This window comes from Bradyrhizobium sp. LA2.1, assembly GCF_040547725.1.
GTDB lineage: Bacteria > Pseudomonadota > Alphaproteobacteria > Rhizobiales > Xanthobacteraceae > Bradyrhizobium > Bradyrhizobium barranii.
Genome location: NZ_JBEPQI010000006.1, coordinates 1 through 21145, shown reverse-complemented (window position 1 = coordinate 21145; position 21145 = coordinate 1). Strand labels below are relative to the sequence as shown.

General features: G+C 64.2%; 17 protein-coding genes and 1 tRNA gene. 16 read left to right on the top strand and 2 right to left on the bottom strand.

What is annotated here, in order from left to right; genetic code table 11:
- Positions 1-2 precede the first annotated feature (2 nt).
- Positions 3-1376: a cytochrome P450 gene (locus ABIB95_RS12830; protein WP_071908995.1), complete on the top strand. Its 1374-nt coding sequence runs from the start codon at positions 3-5 to the stop codon at positions 1374-1376.
- A gap of 292 nt (positions 1377-1668) precedes the next feature.
- On the opposite strand, the gene ABIB95_RS12825 is transcribed toward ABIB95_RS12830, so the two are convergent.
- Positions 1669-2508 (bottom strand): SDR family NAD(P)-dependent oxidoreductase, encoded by an 840-nt coding sequence (locus ABIB95_RS12825; RefSeq protein ID WP_354239771.1) that lies wholly within the window; start codon positions 2506-2508, stop codon positions 1669-1671.
- Between the two features lie 179 nt (positions 2509-2687).
- On the opposite strand from ABIB95_RS12825, the gene ABIB95_RS12820 reads away from it, so the two are divergent.
- The 10 genes from ABIB95_RS12820 (at position 2688) to ABIB95_RS12775 (ending at position 16774) form a co-directional block, all read left to right on the top strand.
- The gene (locus ABIB95_RS12820) at positions 2688-3653 is read left to right on the top strand and encodes a sensor histidine kinase (protein WP_085404077.1); all 966 of its coding nucleotides are present in this window, start codon (positions 2688-2690) and stop codon (positions 3651-3653) included.
- Between the two features lie 206 nt (positions 3654-3859).
- On the top strand, positions 3860-5596 hold the full coding sequence (locus tag ABIB95_RS12815) for a putative bifunctional diguanylate cyclase/phosphodiesterase (RefSeq protein WP_166066279.1): 1737 nt from the start codon (positions 3860-3862) through the stop codon (positions 5594-5596).
- Positions 5597-5818: 222 nt separating this feature from the next.
- Positions 5819-7258 (top strand): sigma-54 interaction domain-containing protein, encoded by a 1440-nt coding sequence (locus ABIB95_RS12810; RefSeq protein ID WP_354239768.1) that lies wholly within the window; start codon positions 5819-5821, stop codon positions 7256-7258.
- 345 nt (positions 7259-7603) lie between these two features.
- A complete protein-coding gene (locus ABIB95_RS12805; RefSeq protein ID WP_354177178.1) occupies positions 7604-8788 on the top strand; it encodes a substrate-binding domain-containing protein in 1185 nt (394 codons plus the stop codon).
- A gap of 65 nt (positions 8789-8853) precedes the next feature.
- Positions 8854-9618 (top strand): ABC transporter ATP-binding protein, encoded by a 765-nt coding sequence (locus ABIB95_RS12800; RefSeq protein ID WP_247313106.1) that lies wholly within the window; start codon positions 8854-8856, stop codon positions 9616-9618.
- On the top strand, positions 9615-10337 hold the full coding sequence (locus tag ABIB95_RS12795; protein WP_166066215.1) for an ABC transporter ATP-binding protein: 723 nt from the start codon (positions 9615-9617) through the stop codon (positions 10335-10337). The genes ABIB95_RS12800 and ABIB95_RS12795 overlap by 4 nt, the downstream gene beginning before the upstream one ends.
- Positions 10334-11344, top strand: coding sequence for a branched-chain amino acid ABC transporter permease (locus ABIB95_RS12790; protein WP_354119062.1), 1011 nt, complete (start codon positions 10334-10336; stop codon positions 11342-11344). The genes ABIB95_RS12795 and ABIB95_RS12790 overlap by 4 nt, the downstream gene beginning before the upstream one ends.
- A complete protein-coding gene (locus tag ABIB95_RS12785) occupies positions 11341-12426 on the top strand; it encodes a branched-chain amino acid ABC transporter permease (protein WP_354239765.1) in 1086 nt (361 codons plus the stop codon). The genes ABIB95_RS12790 and ABIB95_RS12785 overlap by 4 nt, the downstream gene beginning before the upstream one ends.
- A gap of 174 nt (positions 12427-12600) precedes the next feature.
- Positions 12601-15711, top strand: a complete 3111-nt coding sequence (locus tag ABIB95_RS12780; RefSeq protein ID WP_354239763.1) for a bifunctional diguanylate cyclase/phosphodiesterase — start codon at positions 12601-12603, stop codon at positions 15709-15711.
- Position 15712: 1 nt separating this feature from the next.
- The gene (locus ABIB95_RS12775) at positions 15713-16774 is read left to right on the top strand and encodes a sensor domain-containing diguanylate cyclase (protein WP_354239761.1); all 1062 of its coding nucleotides are present in this window, start codon (positions 15713-15715) and stop codon (positions 16772-16774) included.
- A gap of 35 nt (positions 16775-16809) precedes the next feature.
- Here ABIB95_RS12775 and ABIB95_RS12770 read toward each other — a convergent pair whose 3' ends face one another.
- Positions 16810-17259 (bottom strand): hypothetical protein, encoded by a 450-nt coding sequence (locus tag ABIB95_RS12770; RefSeq protein WP_354240277.1) that lies wholly within the window; start codon positions 17257-17259, stop codon positions 16810-16812.
- On the opposite strand from ABIB95_RS12770, the gene ABIB95_RS12765 reads away from it, so the two are divergent.
- The 5 genes from ABIB95_RS12765 to ABIB95_RS12745 form a co-directional block, all read left to right on the top strand.
- The gene (locus tag ABIB95_RS12765; RefSeq protein ID WP_354240251.1) at positions 17152-18294 is read left to right on the top strand and encodes an MBL fold metallo-hydrolase; all 1143 of its coding nucleotides are present in this window, start codon (positions 17152-17154) and stop codon (positions 18292-18294) included. The two genes, ABIB95_RS12770 and ABIB95_RS12765, sit on opposite strands and share 108 nt — an antisense overlap.
- Position 18295: 1 nt before the next feature.
- Positions 18296-19207 (top strand): hypothetical protein, encoded by a 912-nt coding sequence (locus ABIB95_RS12760; protein ID WP_354239759.1) that lies wholly within the window; start codon positions 18296-18298, stop codon positions 19205-19207.
- A gap of 25 nt (positions 19208-19232) precedes the next feature.
- Positions 19233-19952, top strand: a complete 720-nt coding sequence (locus ABIB95_RS12755) for a metallophosphoesterase family protein (protein ID WP_354239757.1) — start codon at positions 19233-19235, stop codon at positions 19950-19952.
- 103 nt (positions 19953-20055) lie between these two features.
- A tRNA-Arg gene (locus ABIB95_RS12750) sits at positions 20056-20132 on the top strand.
- A 105-nt stretch (positions 20133-20237) separates the two neighbouring features.
- Positions 20238-21145: tyrosine-type recombinase/integrase (locus ABIB95_RS12745; RefSeq protein ID WP_354239755.1), on the top strand; the 908-nt coding region annotated here is incomplete at its 3' end.

Below are 21145 nucleotides of genomic sequence, written 5' to 3'. Positions count from 1 at the left end.
TCATGTCGATGCAGAATGTCGCCCCTGCGCTTCCGTTCACCGCACCCAGGCGCAACGAGCTGACGCACATCCCCGGCGACGAGGGCTGGCCGATTATCGGCAAGACCTTTCAGGTGCTCGCCGATCCCAAGGGACATATCGAGGCGAACGGCGCCAAATACGGCCCGGTCTACCGCACCCATATTTTCGGCGAGACCAATGTCGTGCTGCTCGGCCCCGAAGCCAACGAGCTCGTGCTGTTCGACCAGCAAAAGCTGTTCTCCTCGACGCATGGCTGGAACAAGGTGCTCGGCCTGTTGTTTCCGCGCGGCCTGATGCTGCTCGATTTCGACGAGCACCGGCTGCATCGCAAGGCGCTGTCGGTCGCGTTCAAGTCGGGGCCGATGAAGTCGTACCTGAGCGATCTCGACCACGGCATCGCCGCGCGCGTCGCGCAGTGGAAGGCGAAGCCTGGCGAGATGAAGCTCTATCCGGCGATGAAGCAGCTCACGCTCGACCTCGCGGCGGCGTCGTTCCTCGGCGCCGATATCGGGCCGGAGGTCGACGAGATCAACCGCGCGTTCGTCGACATGGTCGCGGCCGCGGTCGCCCCGATCCGCCGGCCGCTGCCGGGCACACAGATGGCGGCCGGCGTGAAGGGACGCAAACGCATCGTCGCCTATTTCCGCGAGCAGATCCCGCTGCGACGCGGCAATCACGGCGGCGACGATCTGTTCTCGCAGCTCTGCCGCGCCACCCACGAGGATGGCGCCCTGCTCTCCGAGCAGGACATCATCGACCATATGAGCTTCTTGATGATGGCGGCGCACGACACGCTGACCTCGTCGCTGACCTCCTTCATCGGCGAGCTCGCCGCCAATCCGGACTGGCAGGATAGATTGCGCGCGGAGGTTCTTGCGCTGGGGCTCGCACCGGGTTCGCCGAGCAGCTTCGACGACCTCGAAAAAATGCCGCTGTCGGAGATGGCGTTCAAGGAGGCCCTGCGGATCAAGCCGCCGGTCCCGTCGATGCCGCGCCGTGCGATGCGCGATTTCACCTTCAAGGGTTTTACGATTCCGGCCGGTACCGCCGTCGGCGTCAATCCGCTCTACACCCACCACATGAAGGACATCTGGCCGGAGCCGGATCGCTTCGATCCCTTGCGCTTCACCGAGGAAGCCCAGCGCAACCGGCATCGCTTCGCCTGGGTGCCGTTCGGCGGCGGCGCCCATATGTGCCTGGGCCTGCACTTCGCCTACATGCAGGCAAAATGCTTCGCGAGGCACTTCTTGCAGAACATCGAGGTGTCGCTGGAGCCGGGCTACAAGCCGGACTGGCAGATGTGGCCGATCCCGAAGCCGCGGGATGGCTTGCGGGTGCGGGTGAAGGCGGTGTAGGCGCCGCTCTCGTGTCCCGGACGCGCTGCTGCGCGTAGCGCTGCTGCGCAGAGCCGGGACCCAGTATCTTGCGACACCGTCCGCTCCGAGAGATGGGCCCCGGCTCTGCAGCGCACCGCTGAAGAAGCGCTGCGCTGCGTCCGGGGCACGAGACCTGCCGCGAGCGCAGGTCTCGTAGGGTGGGCAAAGGCGCGTAGCGCCGTGCCCACGATTTGCCGCGATGGAAAGAATCGGTGGGCACGGCACGAAGAGCGCACCTTTGCCCACCCTACGGCACCGTCGCCTGCCGCTACTACGCCCCCTGATCGAACGCCTTGCGCATGGCGACGTAGCCCTGCTGCTGCTGGCTCCAGTTGCGGCCGCCGGTGACGGCACCGTCGACGACGAGATCGTGTCCGTTGACGAAGCTGGATTCGTCGCTCGCCAGAAACACCGCGGCCTGCGCGATGTCATCGGGGAGGCCCGCGCGCGGGATCGGCTGCGCGGTCTTGAAGACTTCGCGCATCACGGCAGGCGTCGCCTCCGCCGCATCGGTCGCGAGCCCGAGCGCCTTGCCGAAAATGCCGGTCGCGATCGCACCGGGCGAGATCGAGTTGACCCGCACATTGGACTCGCCGAGCTCCATCGCCACGCATTTGGTGAGATGGATCACCGCCGCCTTGGCCGCGCCATAGACGACCGAGGAGGAAAAGCCGGCGAGACGGCCTGCGATGCTGCCATTGTTGATGATGCTGCCAGAACCCTGCTTCTTCATGACGGGCGCGGCATGCTTCATGCCGAGCATGACGCTGCGCACCAGGGTCGCCATCGCCGCGTCGAACCGCTCGACATCGAGACCTTCGATGCCCCCGGTCTGCGCCGGGCCGCCGGCATTGTTGAACAGGCAGTCGATCCGGCCGAACCTCTCCACCGCGAGCGCGATCAGCGCCTGCATCTGCGCTTCGACCGTCACGTCGGTCTGGCGAAAGATGCAATTGACCCCGAGCTGCTTCGCCAGCGCCTCGCCTTCCGGTATGCGCCGCCCCGCGATCACAATTTTGGCACCTTCGGCAACGAAGACTTCCGCGGTACGCAGGCCGATCCCGCTCGTCGCGCCCGTAATCACCGCAACCTTGCCATCCAACCTACCCATGGAATGTTCCTGTTTTCGAATGATTTGATGTCAAATGGCGGACGCCGATCGATCTCGGCGCCGCGACAGTCACTATTCCTGCCGGTCTGCGACAAGGCAAGCTTTGCTTGTGCATGCGACATGCGTAACATTCCCGCTCCTTTCTCGATTTACGCGCGCATAGCGCAACCGGGCCGGGCATGGAGAAGCTGATCGACGAATTCCGCAAGGGCTGGCAGGGCGTGGCAGCGCCATCGCTCGCTCTGAGCCTCGGCTTCGCGGTCGCCTGCCTGCTGGTTGCGACGGTGGCGCGCTGGGGTCTCGCGCATGTGCGGCCCGACGTCTACTTCACCCCGTACTTTCCGGCCGTGTTCTTTGCCGCCGCATTCGGCGGCTTGCGGATCGGCATCATCACCGCGCTGGTCGGCGGCGTGCTCGGCGTCGTCGTCAATTTCAGCGACGCTCTTGCCGATCGCTCCAGGTTCACCTTGCTGACCCTTTATTGGGGCGTCTCCGCCCTCACCATCTGGGGCGTCGAGCATTATCGCGGGATGCTGGCGGAACAGCGCCGGATTTCCAAACGCCTGATCGAGGAAGAAGAATACCGCAAGCTGCTGGTCGACGAGCTCCAGCACCGGCTGAAGAACAAGCTGTCGACCGCGCACGCCGTGCTGCACCAGGTGCTGCACGACCAGCCGCAGGTCTGGGCCCGGATCGATCCGCGGCTACGCTCGCTGGCCGCAACCGACGATCTGATCTCGCGGATCGACAAGGGCGGCTGCGATATCCGCGATCTCCTGATCGCGGAGCTCGGACCTTACGGCCATGTCCGCTTCACGCTCAACGGCGACCGGCTGTTCCTGCCGCCGAAGCTCGCGGTCACGCTGTCCCTGATGTTTCACGAGCTCGCCACCAACGCGGGCAAATATGGTGCGTTCTCCGCGCCGCGCGGATTATTGCAGGTGTCGTGGACCGTCAGCGGCGACCGTCTGACCGTCACCTGGGACGAAACCGAGGGCCCGAGCATCGACAAGGTCTCCGAGCCCGGCTTCGGCACCAAGCTGCTGAAGTCGGCGCTGTCGGCATTCGACGGCAAGTCCGAGGTCTCGTATCTCAAGACCGGCCTGCATTGCATCATGCAATGCCGCATCCCGCAGAACGGTTAGGCGCGACACGAGCGCAAGAGACGCGCGCTCCGCTCGCAGTTTCGTTGCGCGCGTTGACGCTCCGTTAATGACGATGGGTCGGGCGCGTCGCATCGCCGCAAAACACCCCCGTATTTCTCCGCACCCCTTAACCAAACCTAAGAGGGAACTGCGCAAGATCGCGCTCATTGCAAAGGCGCGCTGAAACAACAAGATTCATGGCTTCTATGAACGACAACAGATATTCCGGCGCGAGTGAAGCCGAACTCGGATTTCTCAAGGAAATCGTTAGAATGCTGCCTGCCGGTCTGACCGTGCAGGATGCGCAGGGCGAGCTTCTGCTGGTTAACGATGTCGCGGCCGCCCAGCTCGGCATGGACGGCAGCCGTCCGTCGCCCGATCTGACGCCGCGCCGGGAAGCCTGCCAGCGGGCACTGAGGTCCGGCGAAGCGGTCATCTCCGAGGAAGCGCTCCAGGATGGAGCTGCACGCCAGGTGCTGCTGACCACCCATCGCCCCGTCCGCGTTGCCGGACGCGAGCTGCTGATCTCGGCGTCCTCCGACATCACCGAACAGAAGAACTTCGAGGACCAGCTGTTCCGCTCGGCCTATTTCGACGAGCTGACCGGCCTGCCCTCGCGGCGCGTGATCGAGCATCGCGCCGGCAGCCTGCTCGCGCGCGACGGCAAAGGCGAGCGTTTCGCGCTTGCTTTTCTCGACGTCGACAATTTCAAGCACATCAACGACTATTACGGCCACGCCGTCGGCGATGCGCTGCTGGTCGAGCTGTCGAAGCGGCTCGGGCGCGACCTGCGCGATTCCGACATGCTGTCGCGCATCTCCGGCGACGAATTCCTGCTGCTGCTCTCCCCGATCCAGAGCCAGGAGGAAGTCGCCGAATTCATGCAAGCGACGCTGGAGCGGCTGACCGCACCGTTCTTCATCGACAATTCGGAAGTCTTCGCCTCCACCTCCGTCGGCGTCAGCCTCTATCCCGACCACGGCCGCAGCTTCGAGACGCTGCGCCAGAACGCCGACATCGCGATGTACCGCATCAAGAACAGCGGCAAGGGCTCGGCGGCCTTCTTCGACGCCAGCATGGAGCGCGAGGCGCTGGCGCGGATGAAGATCGAGCAGTCGCTGCGGCTCGCCATCCTCGAAAAGCGCTTCTGCTGCGCGTTCCAGTCCAAGGTCGACATCCGCACCCAGGCCGTGACAGGCATCGAGGCATTGGTGCGCCTGCGCGACGACGAGGGCGTGATCCAGGCGCCGGGCTCGTTCATCAACCTTGCCGGCGAATTGGGACTGATCGACGAGCTCACCCATCTCGTGCTCGCCGAGATCGTCAAGTCGATCGACCTGATCAACGACAGCTTCGGCGCGGAAGCGACCATCAGCATCAACGTCGCCGCCAAGCAGGCCGGCAACCCCGAATTCATGCGCAGTTTCGCGCGGGCGCTGGACGAGACCGGCTTTCCACAGCGCTTCATGATCGAGGTGACGGAAGATGCCTTCGTCGCCAAGAATCATTTCCAGACCGAGATCCTGCCGATGTTCCGCAAGCTCGGCGTCGGCATCTCCATCGACGATTTCGGCACCGGCTATTCCTCGCTCTCGGCGCTCGCCGACATCACCGCCGACGAGATCAAGATCGACCGCTCGTTCATCACCGACATCCATAAGCGCCCGCGCAGCCAGGGCATTTTGCGCGCGATCGAATCCCTGAGCGAAGCGCTCGGCATGACCGTGATCGCCGAAGGCCTCGAATCCTACGAGGAGCTGGCCTATCTCCAGGCCGCGACCAAGATCCGCTACGCGCAAGGCTATTATTTCGCCCGGCCGATCTTCCTGGAGGAGCTCAAGCTCGCGACCCCCGCCTCCAGCGAATCCCGTCCCGGCGTGTCCAACCGCCCGACGCAGCAGAACCGGCAGGGCTATTCGCGGGCGAGCGGGTATCGGCGGTAGGAGCACAAGCCGCTCCAATCTCGATGTCGTCGCCTGGCTTGACCGGGCGACCCAGTACGCCGAGACGGTTGTGGTTGAACCGATAGGCCGCGGCGTACTGGATGCCCCGGTCAAGCCGGGGCATGGCAGCGGTGGGGGCGGCTCGCATCCGCAACACCCATTTCCCCCTTTGAAATTGCTGCCCTTTTGCTAATACACAGGCGGACTTCCCTGAGGTACGCCATGCCCTCCTCCCCCGACGTCAGCGATCCCGCCTATGTCCGCGCGCGGGCGATGGTGACGCTGTTCGAGCGGCTGGAGCATCTGTGCGAGGGCGCGATCGCGATCGATCGCGGCGGGCGGGTGATCTACGTCAACGAGAAATATCTGGCCTCGCTGGGCCTCAAGCACACCACCGAAGCGATCGGCCGGCCGATCGAGGAGATCATCCCGAACAGCCTGATGCGAAACGTCGCCGAGAGCGGCGAGCCGATCCTGCTCGACATCATGGAGCTCGGCGGCGAGCAGCTCGTGGTGACGCGCATGCCGATCGAGGACGAGGACCGCAACGTCATCGGCGCGATCGGGTTCGTGCTCTACGACCACCTCGAGAGCCTCAAGCCGCTGCTCGCCCGCGTCACCCAGCTCGAGAGCGATCTGCGGCTGGCGCGGCGGCAGTTGTCCAATGCCCGCGCGGCGCGCTTCACCCTTGCCGATTTCGTCGGCACGACACCGGCGATCGCGCAGGCCAAGGAGTTCGCCAAACGCGCGGCGCGGCAGAGCGTGACCGTGCTGCTCACCGGCGAGACCGGCACCGGCAAGGAGCTGCTGGCGCAGGCGATCCACAATGCGTCCTCGCGCGCGGAAAAGCCGTTCGTCAGCGTCAATGTCGCGGCGATCCCGGAAACGCTGATCGAGTCCGAATTCTTCGGCACTGCGCCTGGCGCCTATACCGGCGCCGACCGCAGGGGACGCGAGGGCAAGTTCCGGATCGCCGATGGCGGCACGCTGTTCCTCGACGAGATCGGCGAGATGCCGCTGCAATTGCAGGCCAAGCTGTTGCGCGTGCTGCAGGAGCGCGAGATCGAGCCGCTCGGCTCGGACAAGATCAGCAAGGTCGATGTGCGCGTCATTGCCGCGACCAATGTGGATTTGCGCAAGCGCGTCAGCGACGGCGCCTTCCGCGCCGATCTCTACTACCGCCTCAACGTGCTCTCGATCGACCTGCCCCCTCTGAGAAAATGCCTCGACGATCTGCCCGACATCTGCGCGCGGCTGATCGAGGACATCAGCGCCTCCGGCGATTTCCTCAATGCCAGGATCACGCCGAGCGGATTGTCGGCGCTCGCGCGCTACGACTGGCCCGGCAACGTCCGCGAGCTCCGCAACATTCTGGAACGCGCACTGATCCTCAGCGATTCCGGGCGCCTGACCGGCGACGATTTCGTTCACATCCTGCCGGTCAGCGCGGAGGCCGGCCCTGGACCGGCGCCGCAGATGACCGGCTCGGTCGTCCCCTATGCCGAAGCCGAGGCGGAGTTCGAGAAGCAGACGCTCGAACATGCGCTCGCCGCCAGCAACGGCCAGATCTCGGAAGCCGCGCGGATGCTGCGCATCTCGCGCGCGACGTTCTACAAGAAGCTCGCCAAGTTCGGACTGGCGTCGGGATCGCCGCCTGTCTGACTTTCGAGACGGCAGGTGTCCGGAGTCTCGGACTCCTGACACCGCCATATCGGCACTCGCCTGTGGCGTTCGCGCGTGATCCGCCGCAATTTCAGGCATTCCCGCGCAAAACTCCGGATCTGGCGCAGGGCTTGCTCTGAGGCGGCCTGAGGAAACGCATGGGCTGATGTGAAGCCAGGGGATCGTTAACGCGAACTCGTCGCGGCCTGCGACGATCCGGCACGCGCACGTCAAGAGACTGTCACATGCGCCTCGTGCAAGCTCCGCCGGAAGGTGGAATTGCAATGTATGCACACTTGTGCAAATCGCTGTGATCAAGGCAGTTCATTCAAGGAGGAAATCATCGTGCGTCGATCGCTCATTCTCACGGCAGCCATCCTCGGCCTGGCCGCGAACACCTCCGCGCAGGCCGACGACCTCAAGGTCGCGCTGATCTACGGCAAGACCGGCCCGCTCGAAGCCTATGCCAAGCAGACCGAAACCGGCCTGCAGATGGGTTTTGAATACGCCACCAAGGGCACCATGACGCTCGACGGCCGCAAGATCGTCGTCATCACCAAGGACGACCAGGGCAAGCCCGACCTGTCGAAGGCCGCGCTCGCGGAAGCCTATCAGGATGACAAGGCCGACATCGCGATCGGCACGACCTCGTCGGCCGCGGCGCTCGCCATCCTCCCCGTCGCCGAGGAGAACAAGAAGATCCTGATCGTCGAGCCCGCCGTCGCGGACCAGATTACCGGCGAGAAGTGGAATCGCTACATCTTCCGCACCGGGCGCAACTCCTCGCAGGACGCAATCTCGAACGCGGTCGCGATCGGCAAGCAGGGCGTCACCGTTGCGACGCTAGCGCAGGACTACGCTTTCGGCCGCGACGGCGTCGCCGCCTTCAAGGAAGCACTCGCCAAGACCGGCGCGACGCTCGCTGCCGAAGAATATGCCCCGACCTCGACCACCGACTTCACCGCGGTCGGTCAGCGCCTGTTCGACGCTCTGAAGGACAAACCCGGCCGCAAGGTCATCTGGGTGATCTGGGCCGGCGCCGGCAATCCGCTGGCGAAGCTGCAGGACATGGATCCGAAGCGCTACGGCATCGAGCTCTCCACCGGCGGCAACATCCTGCCAGCACTGGCCGCCTACAAGGGCCTGCCCGGCATGGAAGGCGCGACCTATTACTACTACGACATCCCGAAGAACCCGGTGAACGACTGGTTCGTCGCCGAGCACCAGAAGCGCTTCAACGCGCCGCCGGACTTCTTCACCGCGGGCGGCTTTGCGGCTGCGATGTCCGTCGTCGCCGCCGTCACCAAGGCGAAGTCGACCGACACCGAGAAGCTGATCACGGCGATGGAAGGCCTGGAGTTCGACACGCCGAAGGGCAAGATGGTGTTCCGCAAGGAGGACCATCAGGCGCTCCAGAGCATGTATCACTTCAAGGTCAAGGTCGATCCGAACGTCGCCTGGGCCGTACTCGAGCCGGTGCGCGAGCTGAAGATCGAGGACATGGACGTTCCGGTCCGCAACAAGCGCTGATGTCAAATCTCCTCTCCCCGCATCGGCGGGGAGAGGCTTCTTCCACATTCCCCAGAGTTATCCCGATGGCCCTGACGTTAGAGACCCGCGACCTCACCATCCGCTTCGGCGGTCATGTCGCGGTCAACAACGTCACCTGCACGTTCCGCCCGGGCGAGCTCACCGCCATCGTCGGGCCGAACGGCGCCGGCAAGACCACCTATTTCAACCTGATCTCGGGCCAGCTGCGCGCTTCACACGGCAGTATCCTGTTCGACGGCACCGACATCACCCAGCATTCCGCGCCGCTGCGCACCCGCGCGGGCCTCGGCCGCGCCTTCCAGCTCACCAACCTGTTTCCGAACCTCACCGTGGAAGAGAACGTCCGCCTCGCGGTGCAGGCCGCTGATGGCACCCATTACGACATGCTGCGGCCCTGGATGGTCCGCCGCGACCTGATCACCCGCGCCGATGCCATCCTCGACCAGGTCGCACTCGGCAATCGCCGCGGCGTCGCGGCGACTGCGCTGTCGCATGGCGACCAGCGCAAGCTCGAGGTCGCGCTGATGATCGCGCTCGAACCCAAAGTGTTCATGTTCGACGAGCCGACCGCGGGCATGAGCATCGACGAGGTGCCGGTCGTGCTGAACCTGATCGCCCAGCTCAAGCAGGACAAGAGCAAGATCATCCTCCTCGTCGAGCACAAGATGGACGTGGTGCGCTCGCTCGCCGACCGCATCATCGTGCTGCACAACGGACAACTTGTCGCCGACGGTCCGCCGGCCGAGGTGATCGCCTCGCCGATCGTGCAGGAGGCCTATCTCGGCGTTGCTCCAAAGAGTGCCGCATGACCGATCTGCTCAAACTCTCCGGCGTGCACACGCATATCGGCCGCTACCACATTCTCCAGGGCATCGACCTCGCGGTCCCGCAGGGCCAGACCACCATGCTGCTCGGCCGCAACGGCGCCGGCAAGACCACGACGCTGCGCACCGTGATGGGCTTGTGGCAGGCCTCCAGCGGCGAAATCACGCTCGCAGGCGAGCGCATCGAGAGCCGCGCCACGCCCGACATCGCGCGGCTCGGCGTCGGCTACGTGCCGGAAAGCATGGCGGTGTTTTCCGACCTCACGGTGAAGGAAAACCTGGTGCTGGCGGCGCGCGACGGGCCGCTCGACGATACCCAGCTCGACTGGATCTTCGGCTTCTTCCCCGCGCTGCGCCGGTTCTGGCTGTCGCGCGCGGGAAGCCTCTCGGGCGGACAGAAGCAGATGTTGTCGATCGCGCGCGCCATCGTCGAGCCGCGCAAGCTGCTGCTGATCGACGAGCCGACCAAGGGGCTGGCGCCCGCGATCGTCATGGCACTGATCGAGTGCCTGAAGGAGATCAAGCGCAAGGGCGCGACGATCCTGCTGGTCGAACAGAATTTCTTTGCCGCCCGCGAGCTCGGCGACAACGTGCTGGTCATGGACAACGGCACCATCGTTCATCGCGGCGAGATGGCGGCGCTCGCCGCCGACGTGGCGCTGCAGGAGCGGCTGCTCGGCCTGAGCCTGGAGGCGCATCAGTGACTGAACTCGCCGCAAATGATCCGCTGCCGAAGCCGAAGCGCGATCTCGCGCCGATTCTGCTGCCGGTCGCACTGGCGCTTGCGATGATTCCCCTGGTGGGGTCACCCAGCACCTGGCTGACGCTGACCGCCGCGAGTCTTGCCATGGGCATGATGATCTTCATCATGGCCTCGGGGCTGACGCTGGTGTTCGGCCTGATGGACGTGCTCAATTTCGGCCACGGCGCCTTCATCGCCGTCGGCGCCTATGTCGCAACCCTCGTGCTGGCGCCGTTCGCGGCCTCGATGCAGGCGGATTCGCTGTGGATGAACCTTGCAGTGCTGGCGCCGGCGGCGCTGCTGTCGATGGCGGTATCCGGCGCGCTCGGCCTGGTCGTCGAGCGCGTGCTGATCCTGCCCGTCTATGGCCAGCATCTGAAGCAGATCCTGATGACGACGGGCGGCCTGATCGTCGCCGAGCAGACGCTCTATGCGCTGTGGGGGCCGCAGATCATCCCGACACCCCTGCCGACCTCGCTGCGAGGCTCCTTCATCCTCGGCGACGTCGCGATCGCCAAATACCGTGTGCTGGCGATGCTGATCGGCCTCGCCGTCTTCATCGCGATCCAGCTCGTGCTCAACCGCACCAAGCTCGGCCTGCTGATCCGCGCCGGCGTCGAGAACCGCGAGATGGTCGAGGCGCTCGGTTATCGCATCCGCCGCCTGTTCCTCGGCGTGTTCATGACGGGATCGGCGCTCGCAGGCCTCGGCGGCGTGATGTGGGCGCTCTATCGCGAGCAGGTCCATGCCTCCATGAGCGACGACCTCACCGTCTTGATTTTCATCGTCGTCATCATCGGCGGCCTCGGCTCGATCGGCGGCTGCTTCATCGGCGCCATCCTGGTCGCGATGGTCGCCAATTACGGCGGCTTCCTGGTGCCGAAACTCGCCCTCGTCTCCAATATCCTGCTGATGGTCGCCATTCTGATGTGGCGGCCGCGCGGCCTCTATGCGGTGACCAGCCGATGATGCTCCTGTCAGGCGATCCGCCGAAGAGCCGCGTGCTCACGCTTCTCCTCATCCTCATCATCCTGGCGCTGGCGGCGACGCCGTTCCTGTTTCCGGGGGCCAAGGCGCTGAACGTCGCGGCCAAGATCTGCGTCTTCGCCGCGCTCGTCGCCTCCTACGACCTGCTGCTCGGCTATACCGGCTCGGTGTCGTTCGCCCACACCATGTTCTACGGCATCGGCAGTTACGCGATCGCGATCGCGCTGTACGGGATGGGCCCGAACTGGGCGGCGGTCGCGACCGGCATCGTCGTCGGCCTGCCGCTCGCGGCGCTGCTCGCGCTCGCGATCGGCTTGTTCTCGCTGCGGGTCGCCGCGATCTTCTTTGCCATGATCACGCTCGCGGTCGCCTCCGCCTTCCAGGTGCTGGCTTCGCAGCTCTCCTGGCTGACGGGCGGCGAGGACGGGCGCAGCTTCCAGCTGCCGGAATTGCTGCGGCCCGGCACGGTGCTGATCTCCAAGAACCTGTTCGGATTCGAGATCAACGGCCGCATCCTCACCTTCTACCTGGTGTTCGCCGTCTCGGCCCTGATGATCCTCGCTCTGTTGCGTGTCGTGAACTCGCCGTTCGGACGCGTGCTCCAGGCGATCCGCGAGAACCGCTTTCGCGCCGAGGCGCTCGGCTTTCGCACCGTCTTCCACCTGACCTACGCCAACTGCCTCGCCGCGCTGGTCGCCGCCAGCGCCGGCATTTTGAACGCGCTGTGGCTGCGCTATGCCGGTCCCGACACCTCGCTCAGCTTCTCGATCATGCTGGACATTCTGTTGATGGTGGTGATCGGCGGCATGGGCACGATCTACGGCGCGATCATCGGCGCCACCATCTTCATCCTCGCCCAGAACTACCTTCAGTCGCTGATGGGCGTCGCCTCCAAGGCGGCGAGCGAAGCCGGCCTGCCGTTGCTGCCGGGGCTGTTGCATCCCGATCGCTGGCTGCTGTGGCTCGGGCTGCTGTTCATCGCCAGCGTCTACTTCTTCCCGACCGGCGTCGTCGGACGGCTGCGCAATGCCGGCCGCGACAAGAGCGCGGGCGCTTCGCATTAAGCTGCGGTTAATGATGCAGCGCAGCGGTTGTGATGGGCACGGCACAACCGCGACGTGATTCCCGCCCCGCTGCATACGGGCGCGACTACACAACCGGATTAATGCTTAGGTAACTGGCTTTCCTAAGGTTTGCGCCATTTGTGCGGTGTATTCCTGTCCTTCCAGGGAGGGGGAATGCGCCAGGTCTTTTCCACGGTGACAGCCGGAATGTCATCAGCCGCGACCAACGGCTGGGCGGCCTTGGCGCGGCGTGGTCCTGTCCTCTGGCTGACCCTGTGCGGCGTGTTGCTGGTCGCCGGGATCTTCGCCGTGACCGCCATGGCCGTCGGCGAATTCCGCGAGCGCACCCTGGCCAACCGCGAGCGCGAGCTGGAAAACACGGTGCAGCTGATCGCACGGCACTTCGATCAGCAATTCCAGGATTCCGACGTCGTCGCCGCCGACCTGATCGGGCAGATGAACCTGCCGGAGATCACCTCGCCGGCGATGTTCCGCGAGCGCATGTCCGGGCTCGCGACGAATCAGATGCTGCGGAGCAAGATCAGCTCCGTCTCCTATCTCGGCGACATCGCGATCTACGATGCCGACGGCGAGCTGATCAACTGGTCGCGGGCCGAGCCGCTGCCCAAGATCAACGTCTCCTCGCGCGCCTATTTCCAGACGTTCAAATCCGATCCGATGGCCGAATCGGTCATCCTGGAATCCGTCCGCAGCTTCATCATCGGCAAATGGACCACGATCGTCGCGCGGCGGCTGAGCGGCGCGGACGGCACCTTCCTCGGCGCCATGGTCCGGCGGATCGATCCGGACAGCTACCGGCAGTATTTCGCATCTGTCGCGCTTGCCGAGGGTACGGCGATCTCGCTGTTCGATCGCGAAGGCAAGATGCTGGCGCGCTATCCGCATGTCGAAGAGCTGATCGGCAGGAATTTCAAGGACGCGCCGCTGATGCGCAAGATGCTGGCCGAGGGCGGCCGGCACACGCTGCGCGTCAAGGGACCGATCGACGGCGAGGACCGCCTCGGCTCGGGGGCCTCGCTGTCGCATTTCCCGCTGGTCATCGTCGCGACCAACACCACGAGCGCCGCGCTGGCCGACTGGCGTCAGCAGACCGGCTTCATGGTCACCACGGCAACGCTTTCGGCGATCGTGATCGCATTGATCCTCTTCCTGATCATCCGCCAGATCAGCCGGCAGAACCGGGAAGCCCAGGAGCGGATCGAAGCGGAACGGCTGCGGCTCGACACCGCCCTGAACAACATGTCGCAAGGGCTGATCCTGTACGACGCCGCCGGATTTATCGTCACCTGCAACCGCCGCTACTCCGAGATGTTCGGCCTGTCCGACGACATCATCAAGCCCGGCTGTCACATCCGCGAGGCGATGCAGCATCGCAAGGAGCGTGGCACGTTCGGCGGCGACGTCGAGACGTTTTGCACCGATGTGATGCGGGTCGTCGCCGAGGGCAAGGTCTCCAGCAGGATCCACGAACTGCCCAACGGCCGCGCCTTCCAGGTCATCAACACTCCGCTGGCGCAGGGCGGATGGGTCGCCACGATCGAGGAAATCACCGAGCGGCGCAATCTGGAGCAGGAGCGCGACCGCAACTACATGTTCCTGCGCGAGATCATCGATCACATCCCCTCGCAGATCACGGTGAAGGATGCCCTGACGCGGCAATATCTGCTGGTCAACCGGACCGCCGAGGAGCAGTTCGGCCAGTCGGGTGACGTCATCGTCGGCAAGACTCCTTTCGACATGTATCCGGAGGCCGCCGCCAGGATCGTCAACGACGACGACAGCAAGGCGCTGCAGGCGCCCGGGGGATTGTTCAAGGACGAGCACGCCTGGCAGAGCCAGACCAAGGGACCGCGCTACATCACCTCGACCCGGATCGGCATTCGCGACAAGTCCGGCGAGCCGCGCTACCTCATCAGCGTCGTCGAGGATGTCACCGAGCGGCGGCGCGCCCACGACAAGATCGCGCATATGGCGCATTACGATGCGCTGACCGACCTGCCGAACCGCACGCTGTTCCGCGAACAGATCGAACGCGAGCTGGCGAAGGTCGCCGGCGGCGCGCAGTTCGCGCTACTGTATATCGACGTCGACGAATTCAAGGGCATCAATGATTCGCTCGGCCATCACGTCGGCGACGAGCTGCTGAAGGCGATCGCGACCCGCCTCCGCGGCTGCCTCAAGAAGAGCGACCTGATCGCGCGGCTCGGCGGCGACGAATTCGCGGTGATCCAGACCGGAATCCAGTCCTCTGCGGACGTACTGTCGTTCGTGACGCGGATCTACGAGGCGATCCGCCAGCCCTATCACTGCCTCGGCCACCAGCTCTCCACCGACGCCAGCATCGGCATCGCGCTGGCGCCGCAGGACGGGACCGATCTCGACCAGCTCATCAAGCACGCCGATCTTGCGATGTACGGCGCCAAGGCCGAAGGACGCCGCACCCATCGCTTCTTCGAGCCGGAGATGGACGCGAGCGCCAAGGCGCGCCTGACCATGGAGCAGGATCTGCGCCAGGCGCTGGTGAATGGCGGCTTCGAGATCCACTACCAGCCGCTGGTCGACCTGCGCACCAACGACGTGTCGGGCTGCGAGGCGCTGCTGCGCTGGCGGCATCCCGAGCGCGGCTGGGTGTCACCGGCGGAGTTCATTCCGATCGCCGAGGATACCGGCCTGATCAACGAGCTCGGCGACTGGGTGCTGCGCATGGCCTGCAACGAGGCCGCGACCTGGCCGGCGCATGTGCGGATTGCGGTCAACGTCTCGCCGGTGCAGCTCAAATGCGACACGCTGGCGCTGCGGATTGCCAGCGCACTCGCCGCCTCCGGGCTCTCTCCCTCCCGGCTCGAGCTCGAAATCACCGAGGCCGTGCTGATCCGCGACGACGAGGCCGCGCTCTCGATCCTGCACCAGCTCCGGTCCATCGGCGTACGCATCGCGCTCGACGATTTCGGCACCGGCTATTCCTCGCTGAGCTATCTGAAGCGCTTCCCGTTCGACAAGATCAAGATCGACCGCTGCTTCGTCGCCGACATCGCGGAGACCAGCGGCGCGCCCGTGATCGTGCAGGCGGTGGTGAACATCGCCGCGGCGAGCCACATGACCACCGTCGCCGAGGGCGTCGAGACCGAGGCGCAGCGTGAGATGCTGCGCGCGCTCGGCTGCACGGAGATGCAGGGTTATCTGTTCAGCAAACCGAAGCCGGCCGCCGAGGTGCGAAAGCTGTTCGGTCCGAACGATGCCGCGCCGGTGGCGGCGGTGGCCTGAGATGGCGAAGCCGAGGAAAACGTCAGCGAAAGCCGTCGACGTCGCCGATTCCTATGCCGTACGGCTGATGCAGCATCTGGTGGTGCCGACCTTCGTGATCGACCCCAAGCGCCGCGTCGTGATCTGGAACAGAGCCTGCGAGCGGCTGACCGGCGTCCCCGCCGCGGAGGTGATCGGCACGACGAAACACTGGCAGGCCTTCTACGAGACCCGGCGCCCCTGCCTCGCCGACCTGGTCGCGCTCGACCGTCCCGAGCAGCTGCCGGAGTTTTATTCGGAATATGCCGCACGCGGCCACAACGGGCTCGGCTTTTCCGCGGAGAACTGGTGCGTGATGCCCAAGCTCGGCAGCCAGCTCTATCTCGCGATCGACGCCGGTCCTATCCACGACGAGGCCGGCCATCTGATCGCCGTGGTGGAGACGCTGCGCGACCTCACCGATCAGAAGCGCGCCGAGATGGCGCTGAAGGAGCTCGCCACCAAGGACGGGCTGACCGGCCTGTCGAACCGGCGCGCCTTCGACCAGATGCTGATGAGCGAATGGGCCCGCGCCCAGCGGACGCAGAAGCCGATGGCGCTGCTGTTCGTCGACGTCGATCATTTCAAGCTGTTCAACGACCGGCACGGCCACCAGAGCGGCGACGAATGCCTGCGCGCGGTCGCTGATGTCGTCAGCCGCCACGCCGTGCGCCCGCTCGACCTCGCCAGCCGCTATGGCGGGGAAGAGTTCGCGCTGATCCTGCCCGACATGGATTGCGATGCCGCCTGCGCCATCGCCGCGGAGATCCGCGGTGCCGTCATGGCCTTGCGGATCGCTCATGGAGCTGTTGGCGCCGGCGACCACGTCACCCTCAGCGTCGGCGTCGCCAGCCATATTCCCACTGAGGCCGACGGCAACCCCGACCGGCTGCTGGGTGCGGCCGACGAGGCGCTCTATGCGGCAAAACGGCTCGGCCGCAACCGCGTCATCTGCTCCGAACGCCTGCTTGCCGAGTTCGCGCGCGCCGATCGCGGCTCGCCCGGGATTCAAGTCGCCGCCAATCGCCGGTCCAGCCGCGGCTGACGTTCATCCCCCCGAAGGTTCTATTGCGTTCGGCCTCACCAACAGGTGATGTTGCGCCGGAACAACACGCACATTTTCTTCTCGAAAAGCCGCAATTTCTCGGGCGCTCGTTTGAATATAGATAAGTCGTTGCCTGGAGCCGTATTCGCTTTGAAATTTCCCCGCCCATCTCGCAGTGCCCTCCCCTCCGTCAAAAACGCCATCGCCTGGTCGCGAGTGACGGCCGAACCCGGCTCGGCCGCCAAGACCAACCGCTGATGACCGAAGCAGCCGGTTCGTTTCGCGGACGTGTCCACCGCGGAACGCAGCAAATTGGTGGCACCTGCATCGAGCTCGAGGCCGCGGGCGAGCGAATCCTGCTCGACCTTGGCCTTCCGCTGGATGCCGACGGCGCGTCCGACGATCTTCTCCCGCCTGTGGCCGGGCTTCGCGTCGAAGATCCAACCCTGCGTGCGGTTGTCCTCTCGCACGGACACGGCGATCATTGGGGTTTGCTCCCCCTGTGCAGACCCAATGTCCCCCTCGCCATGGGCGCTGCGACCGCGCGCATCATGTGTGCGGCAGCTCCTTTCGTGCCCAACGCCTTCGTGCCGAATGTTTCATTCGAGCTGAACGATCGCAGAACCTTCCAGATCGGCCCGTTCAGCATCACGCCCTATCTTGTCGATCACTCGGCCTATGATGCCTATGCGCTGCTGATCCAGGCTGCCGGCCGGCGTCTGTTCTACAGCGGCGATATCCGCGCCCACGGTCGCAAGGGCGGTCTGTTCGAACGAATGGTCAGCCATCCGCCCCGCGATATCGACACGATGCTGATGGAGGGGTCGAGCCTCGGCCGTCTCGACGAGCACACGCAATTCCCGACGGAGGACGACATCGAGGCGAGGCTGACCCAGAGTTTTAAACAGCCAGGCTTCGTCATCCTCTCGGCATCCGCGCAGAACATCGATCGCATCGTCAGTATCTATCGCGCATGCAAGCGCAGCGGCCGGACGCTGCTGCTGGACCTCTATGCGATGGAGATATTGCGGGCCACCGGCAACGAGCGCTTGCCGAACGCCGGCTGGCCCAATTTGTCGGTCTATGTGCCGGAATATCAGCGGCGACAGGTCGCAAGGAACAAGCGCTTCGACCTGCTGGATCCCTACAAATCCGCACGGATCTACCGCGAGCGCATCACCGAGATCGTCGATCGCACCGTGATGCTGTTTCGTCCGGCAATGGCCCACGACGTGGAGGCCGCAAATCTCTGGCCCGGCACCAGAGCGATCTGGTCGCAATGGGACGGATATCTGAAGGACGGTCCTGGCGCCAGACTGAAGGCGGATCTCGCGACACGCGGCGTTCCCATCGAGATCATCCACACCTCGGGCCACGCCAGCATCCTGGATCTCAAGCGGCTCGCGAACGCAATACAGCCGGACAGGCTGGTGCCCGTTCACACATTCGAAGGCGACAGTTTCTCCAGATATTTTGACAACGTCACGCGACGCAGCGATGGCGAATGGTGGGAGGTATGAGATGAGCTTCAGACGCGGAATCCGGGGCGACGACTTTCGCAAGGCACTCGAGACACTCGCCCAGCAGGATGGCTGGTGGAAAGACGTTCTCGCCGATCCCACACTCATCATCGGCATTCGGGACGAGTACCTGAACGTCTATTGGCAGGGACAATCCATCTTCAAAGTGTCATTCAAGGGCGGGAAAGTAACCGCCTCGACGCACGAAAAGTATCTGCTGAATCCGGACTTGAAGGATCAGGTCTCGCTCGTCGAGGGGAAGTTCGCCTTCGGCAAGGCCGAGCAAAGGATGCTGACGCGCGACTACGAAGGCGCAGAGACGCTGGCGAAGCTCAAAAGGGCCGCATCGCCCTATTCCGGACAGGAGAAGGAAGGCGTCCACGAGATCGCGACGTCCAATCTCTCCGTCGTCGACGTCGAGATTGCGATCAACGCATCCGGCGTCCCCGGCATCAAGCGGAACCTCCCCCGCATGGACCTGGCGAACTTCGAAACGACGGCGACCGGCGTGGATCTAGTGTTCTGGGAGGCCAAAACGTTCAGCAACCCCGAGCTGGAGAACGGCGACATTGTCGGTCAGCTCGGGGACTATCAGAAGGTGATCGACCTTCACAAGACGGAGTTCGATGACAGCTATCGATGGGTTGCGAAGAATCTGGCCGAGATGACGGAATGGAGCAACGGACACCGCCATGTGGCTGCGGCGATCAGCGCCGTTGCGAGGGAGGCAAAGATCAACGTGAGCAGCGCCAATGTCGGGCTGCTCGTGTATGATTTCACCGCGGTTCAACGCGATCGCAAGGACAAGGACGGCAAGACGCTGAGCGACAGAGTGATTGAATCGCTCGCGAAGGTGGGCGTGGGTCCGGAGCGGATCAGGTTCAAAGGCACGACAAAGGGTCTCACCATCTAAGTTGGCACGCGGGAGAAACCTGGCTTTGCATCTTCCCGAGCACGAAGAGCTCACCTTCGCGATCGGCGACATCCACGGCTGCTTTGAGAAGCTGACGTCGCTGCTCGCCGCGTGCGACCGGATTCGCGGCCAGCGGAGCGCCCAGTTTGTCCTTGTCGGGGACTACATCGACAGGGGCCTCCAGAGCCGCGAGGTGATGGATTTTCTCCTCGGCAGCCATGGGAAGCAGAACCGCCCCTTCGTCTGTCTGCGGGGTAACCATGAGGAGATGCTGCTTCGCGCAGCCGACATGGAGCGCACCGACCGCGACCTCATGAATTGGTGGGGCAACGGCGGCGAGCAGACGCTCGACAGTTACGGGATCGACGATCCCGCCGACCTGCCGAGCGAGCATCTCGACTGGATACGCGCGCTTCCGCTGATGAAAATCGAGCATGGACGAGTTTTCGTCCACGCTGGGCTACGGCCGGACGTGCCGCTGGCGTCACAATCCGAGCGGGACCTGCTGTGGATCCGGGAACCCTTCCTGTCGTCGGATCACGACCACGGGCTTTTCGTTGTCCATGGCCATACGCCGGTCCGGACCGGGACACCCGATCTGCGGGCCAACCGGTTGAACCTGGATACCGGCGCCTGCTTTGGCGGCCCGCTCACCGCGGCCGTGTTCGCCACCTCGGAGACGGGCCCGTTGATGTTCGTGACCGATTCCGGCGAGATCTCGGGACCGGCCGCCCTCCAGGATTGAAGAGCGAAGCATAAGACCACGAATTGGGCGATGCCGGGCGTCCGGGCCCGGGCAAAGCGGAGGTTGCCCACCCCCCGCCAATCGGCTAAATGAACCTCGACTAGCACCCGTAGCTCAGCTGGATAGAGCGTTGCCCTCCGAAGGCAAAGGTCACACGTTCGAATCGTGTCGGGTGCGCCACTGCTTAGACCTGATGTATCAACGACTTATCTCGTTGATGGTGCGTTCTCAAAAGCTCCTCGGAACAGCCAGTCACTCGCTGGCCACAACAGAGGAGCTTTTTCAATGGCAACGCTACGCTTTCGCAATGACAAGTGGCAGGTTCAAGTCCGCCGCCTAGGCTATCAAGCCCGCACCCAATCCTTCCTGAATAAGACCGATGCTCTACGATGGGCACGGCATATTGAGACCGAGCTGGATCGGACGCTCATACCGAATGACGTGCGGACACTGGCTAAGGTCACTCTAGCCGAACTCCTCATTCGCTACCGCGACACCGTAACTATCAACAGGCGTGGGCTATTGCCCGAAAGGAAGCGCATCGAGGCATTCCTTCGCCAGGATTGGAGCGCCTATCCTCTCGCAAAATTAAATGCGCGCTATTTCAGTGCCTATCGCGATGACCGTCTCAAATGCGTTGGGCCGGGCACGGTCATCCGAGAGCTGGGCCTACTGCGATCAATCTTTGAAACTGCGCGGCGCGAGTGGGGTTACAGCTCGCTTGAGAACCCAGTTGCCTCGATACGAAAACCCAAAGCACCGAACGGACGGGAACGCAGGCTAGAGCCGGGTGAACTAGCCGGACTGAGCGCAGCCTGCGCTACGGTCCGTAGTACGTTGCTTTTACACGGCATCCACATGGCCATTGAGACAGGAATGCGCCGGGGTGAGCTACTGGCTATTCAATGGAAGCAAGTGAACTTCGATACGGGGGTTCTGCACATACCGGTTACAAAAACAGGTAAGCCACGCTCTATTCCGCTCACAGACCGAGCAAGGGAAATTCTTGCAGAGCGCAAGGCGCTCCCCGACGCAGACGCGAGATACGCGTTTCCAATTAGCGCCAACGCATTCCGGCTGGCATGGGAACGCTGCAAGGTAAGCATCCGGCGAAGACCGCGCGCGGGTCATTTTCGGCTCAGGCGGCTTGATCAACGTTCCGGATGGCAGAGCGCCAATTCCATGGCAGCAGT

Bases quoted from the DNA above. Each gene is read 5' to 3' on its own strand.
- ABIB95_RS12830 (WP_071908995.1), top strand. From the start codon at position 3: ATGTCGATGCAGAATGTCGCCCCTGCGCTTCCGTTCACCGCACCCAGG.
- ABIB95_RS12825 (WP_354239771.1), bottom strand. From the start codon at position 2,508: ATGGGTAGGTTGGATGGCAAGGTTGCGGTGATTACGGGCGCGACGAGC.
- ABIB95_RS12820 (WP_085404077.1), top strand. From the start codon at position 2,688: ATGGAGAAGCTGATCGACGAATTCCGCAAGGGCTGGCAGGGCGTGGCA.
- ABIB95_RS12815 (WP_166066279.1), top strand. From the start codon at position 3,860: ATGAACGACAACAGATATTCCGGCGCGAGTGAAGCCGAACTCGGATTT.
- ABIB95_RS12810 (WP_354239768.1), top strand. From the start codon at position 5,819: ATGCCCTCCTCCCCCGACGTCAGCGATCCCGCCTATGTCCGCGCGCGG.
- ABIB95_RS12800 (WP_247313106.1), top strand. From the start codon at position 8,854: ATGGCCCTGACGTTAGAGACCCGCGACCTCACCATCCGCTTCGGCGGT.
- ABIB95_RS12795 (WP_166066215.1), top strand. From the start codon at position 9,615: ATGACCGATCTGCTCAAACTCTCCGGCGTGCACACGCATATCGGCCGC.
- ABIB95_RS12785 (WP_354239765.1), top strand. From the start codon at position 11,341: ATGATGCTCCTGTCAGGCGATCCGCCGAAGAGCCGCGTGCTCACGCTT.
- ABIB95_RS12780 (WP_354239763.1), top strand. From the start codon at position 12,601: ATGCGCCAGGTCTTTTCCACGGTGACAGCCGGAATGTCATCAGCCGCG.
- ABIB95_RS12775 (WP_354239761.1), top strand. From the start codon at position 15,713: ATGGCGAAGCCGAGGAAAACGTCAGCGAAAGCCGTCGACGTCGCCGAT.
- ABIB95_RS12770 (WP_354240277.1), bottom strand. From the start codon at position 17,259: ATGATCGCCGTGTCCGTGCGAGAGGACAACCGCACGCAGGGTTGGATC.
- ABIB95_RS12760 (WP_354239759.1), top strand. From the start codon at position 18,296: ATGAGCTTCAGACGCGGAATCCGGGGCGACGACTTTCGCAAGGCACTC.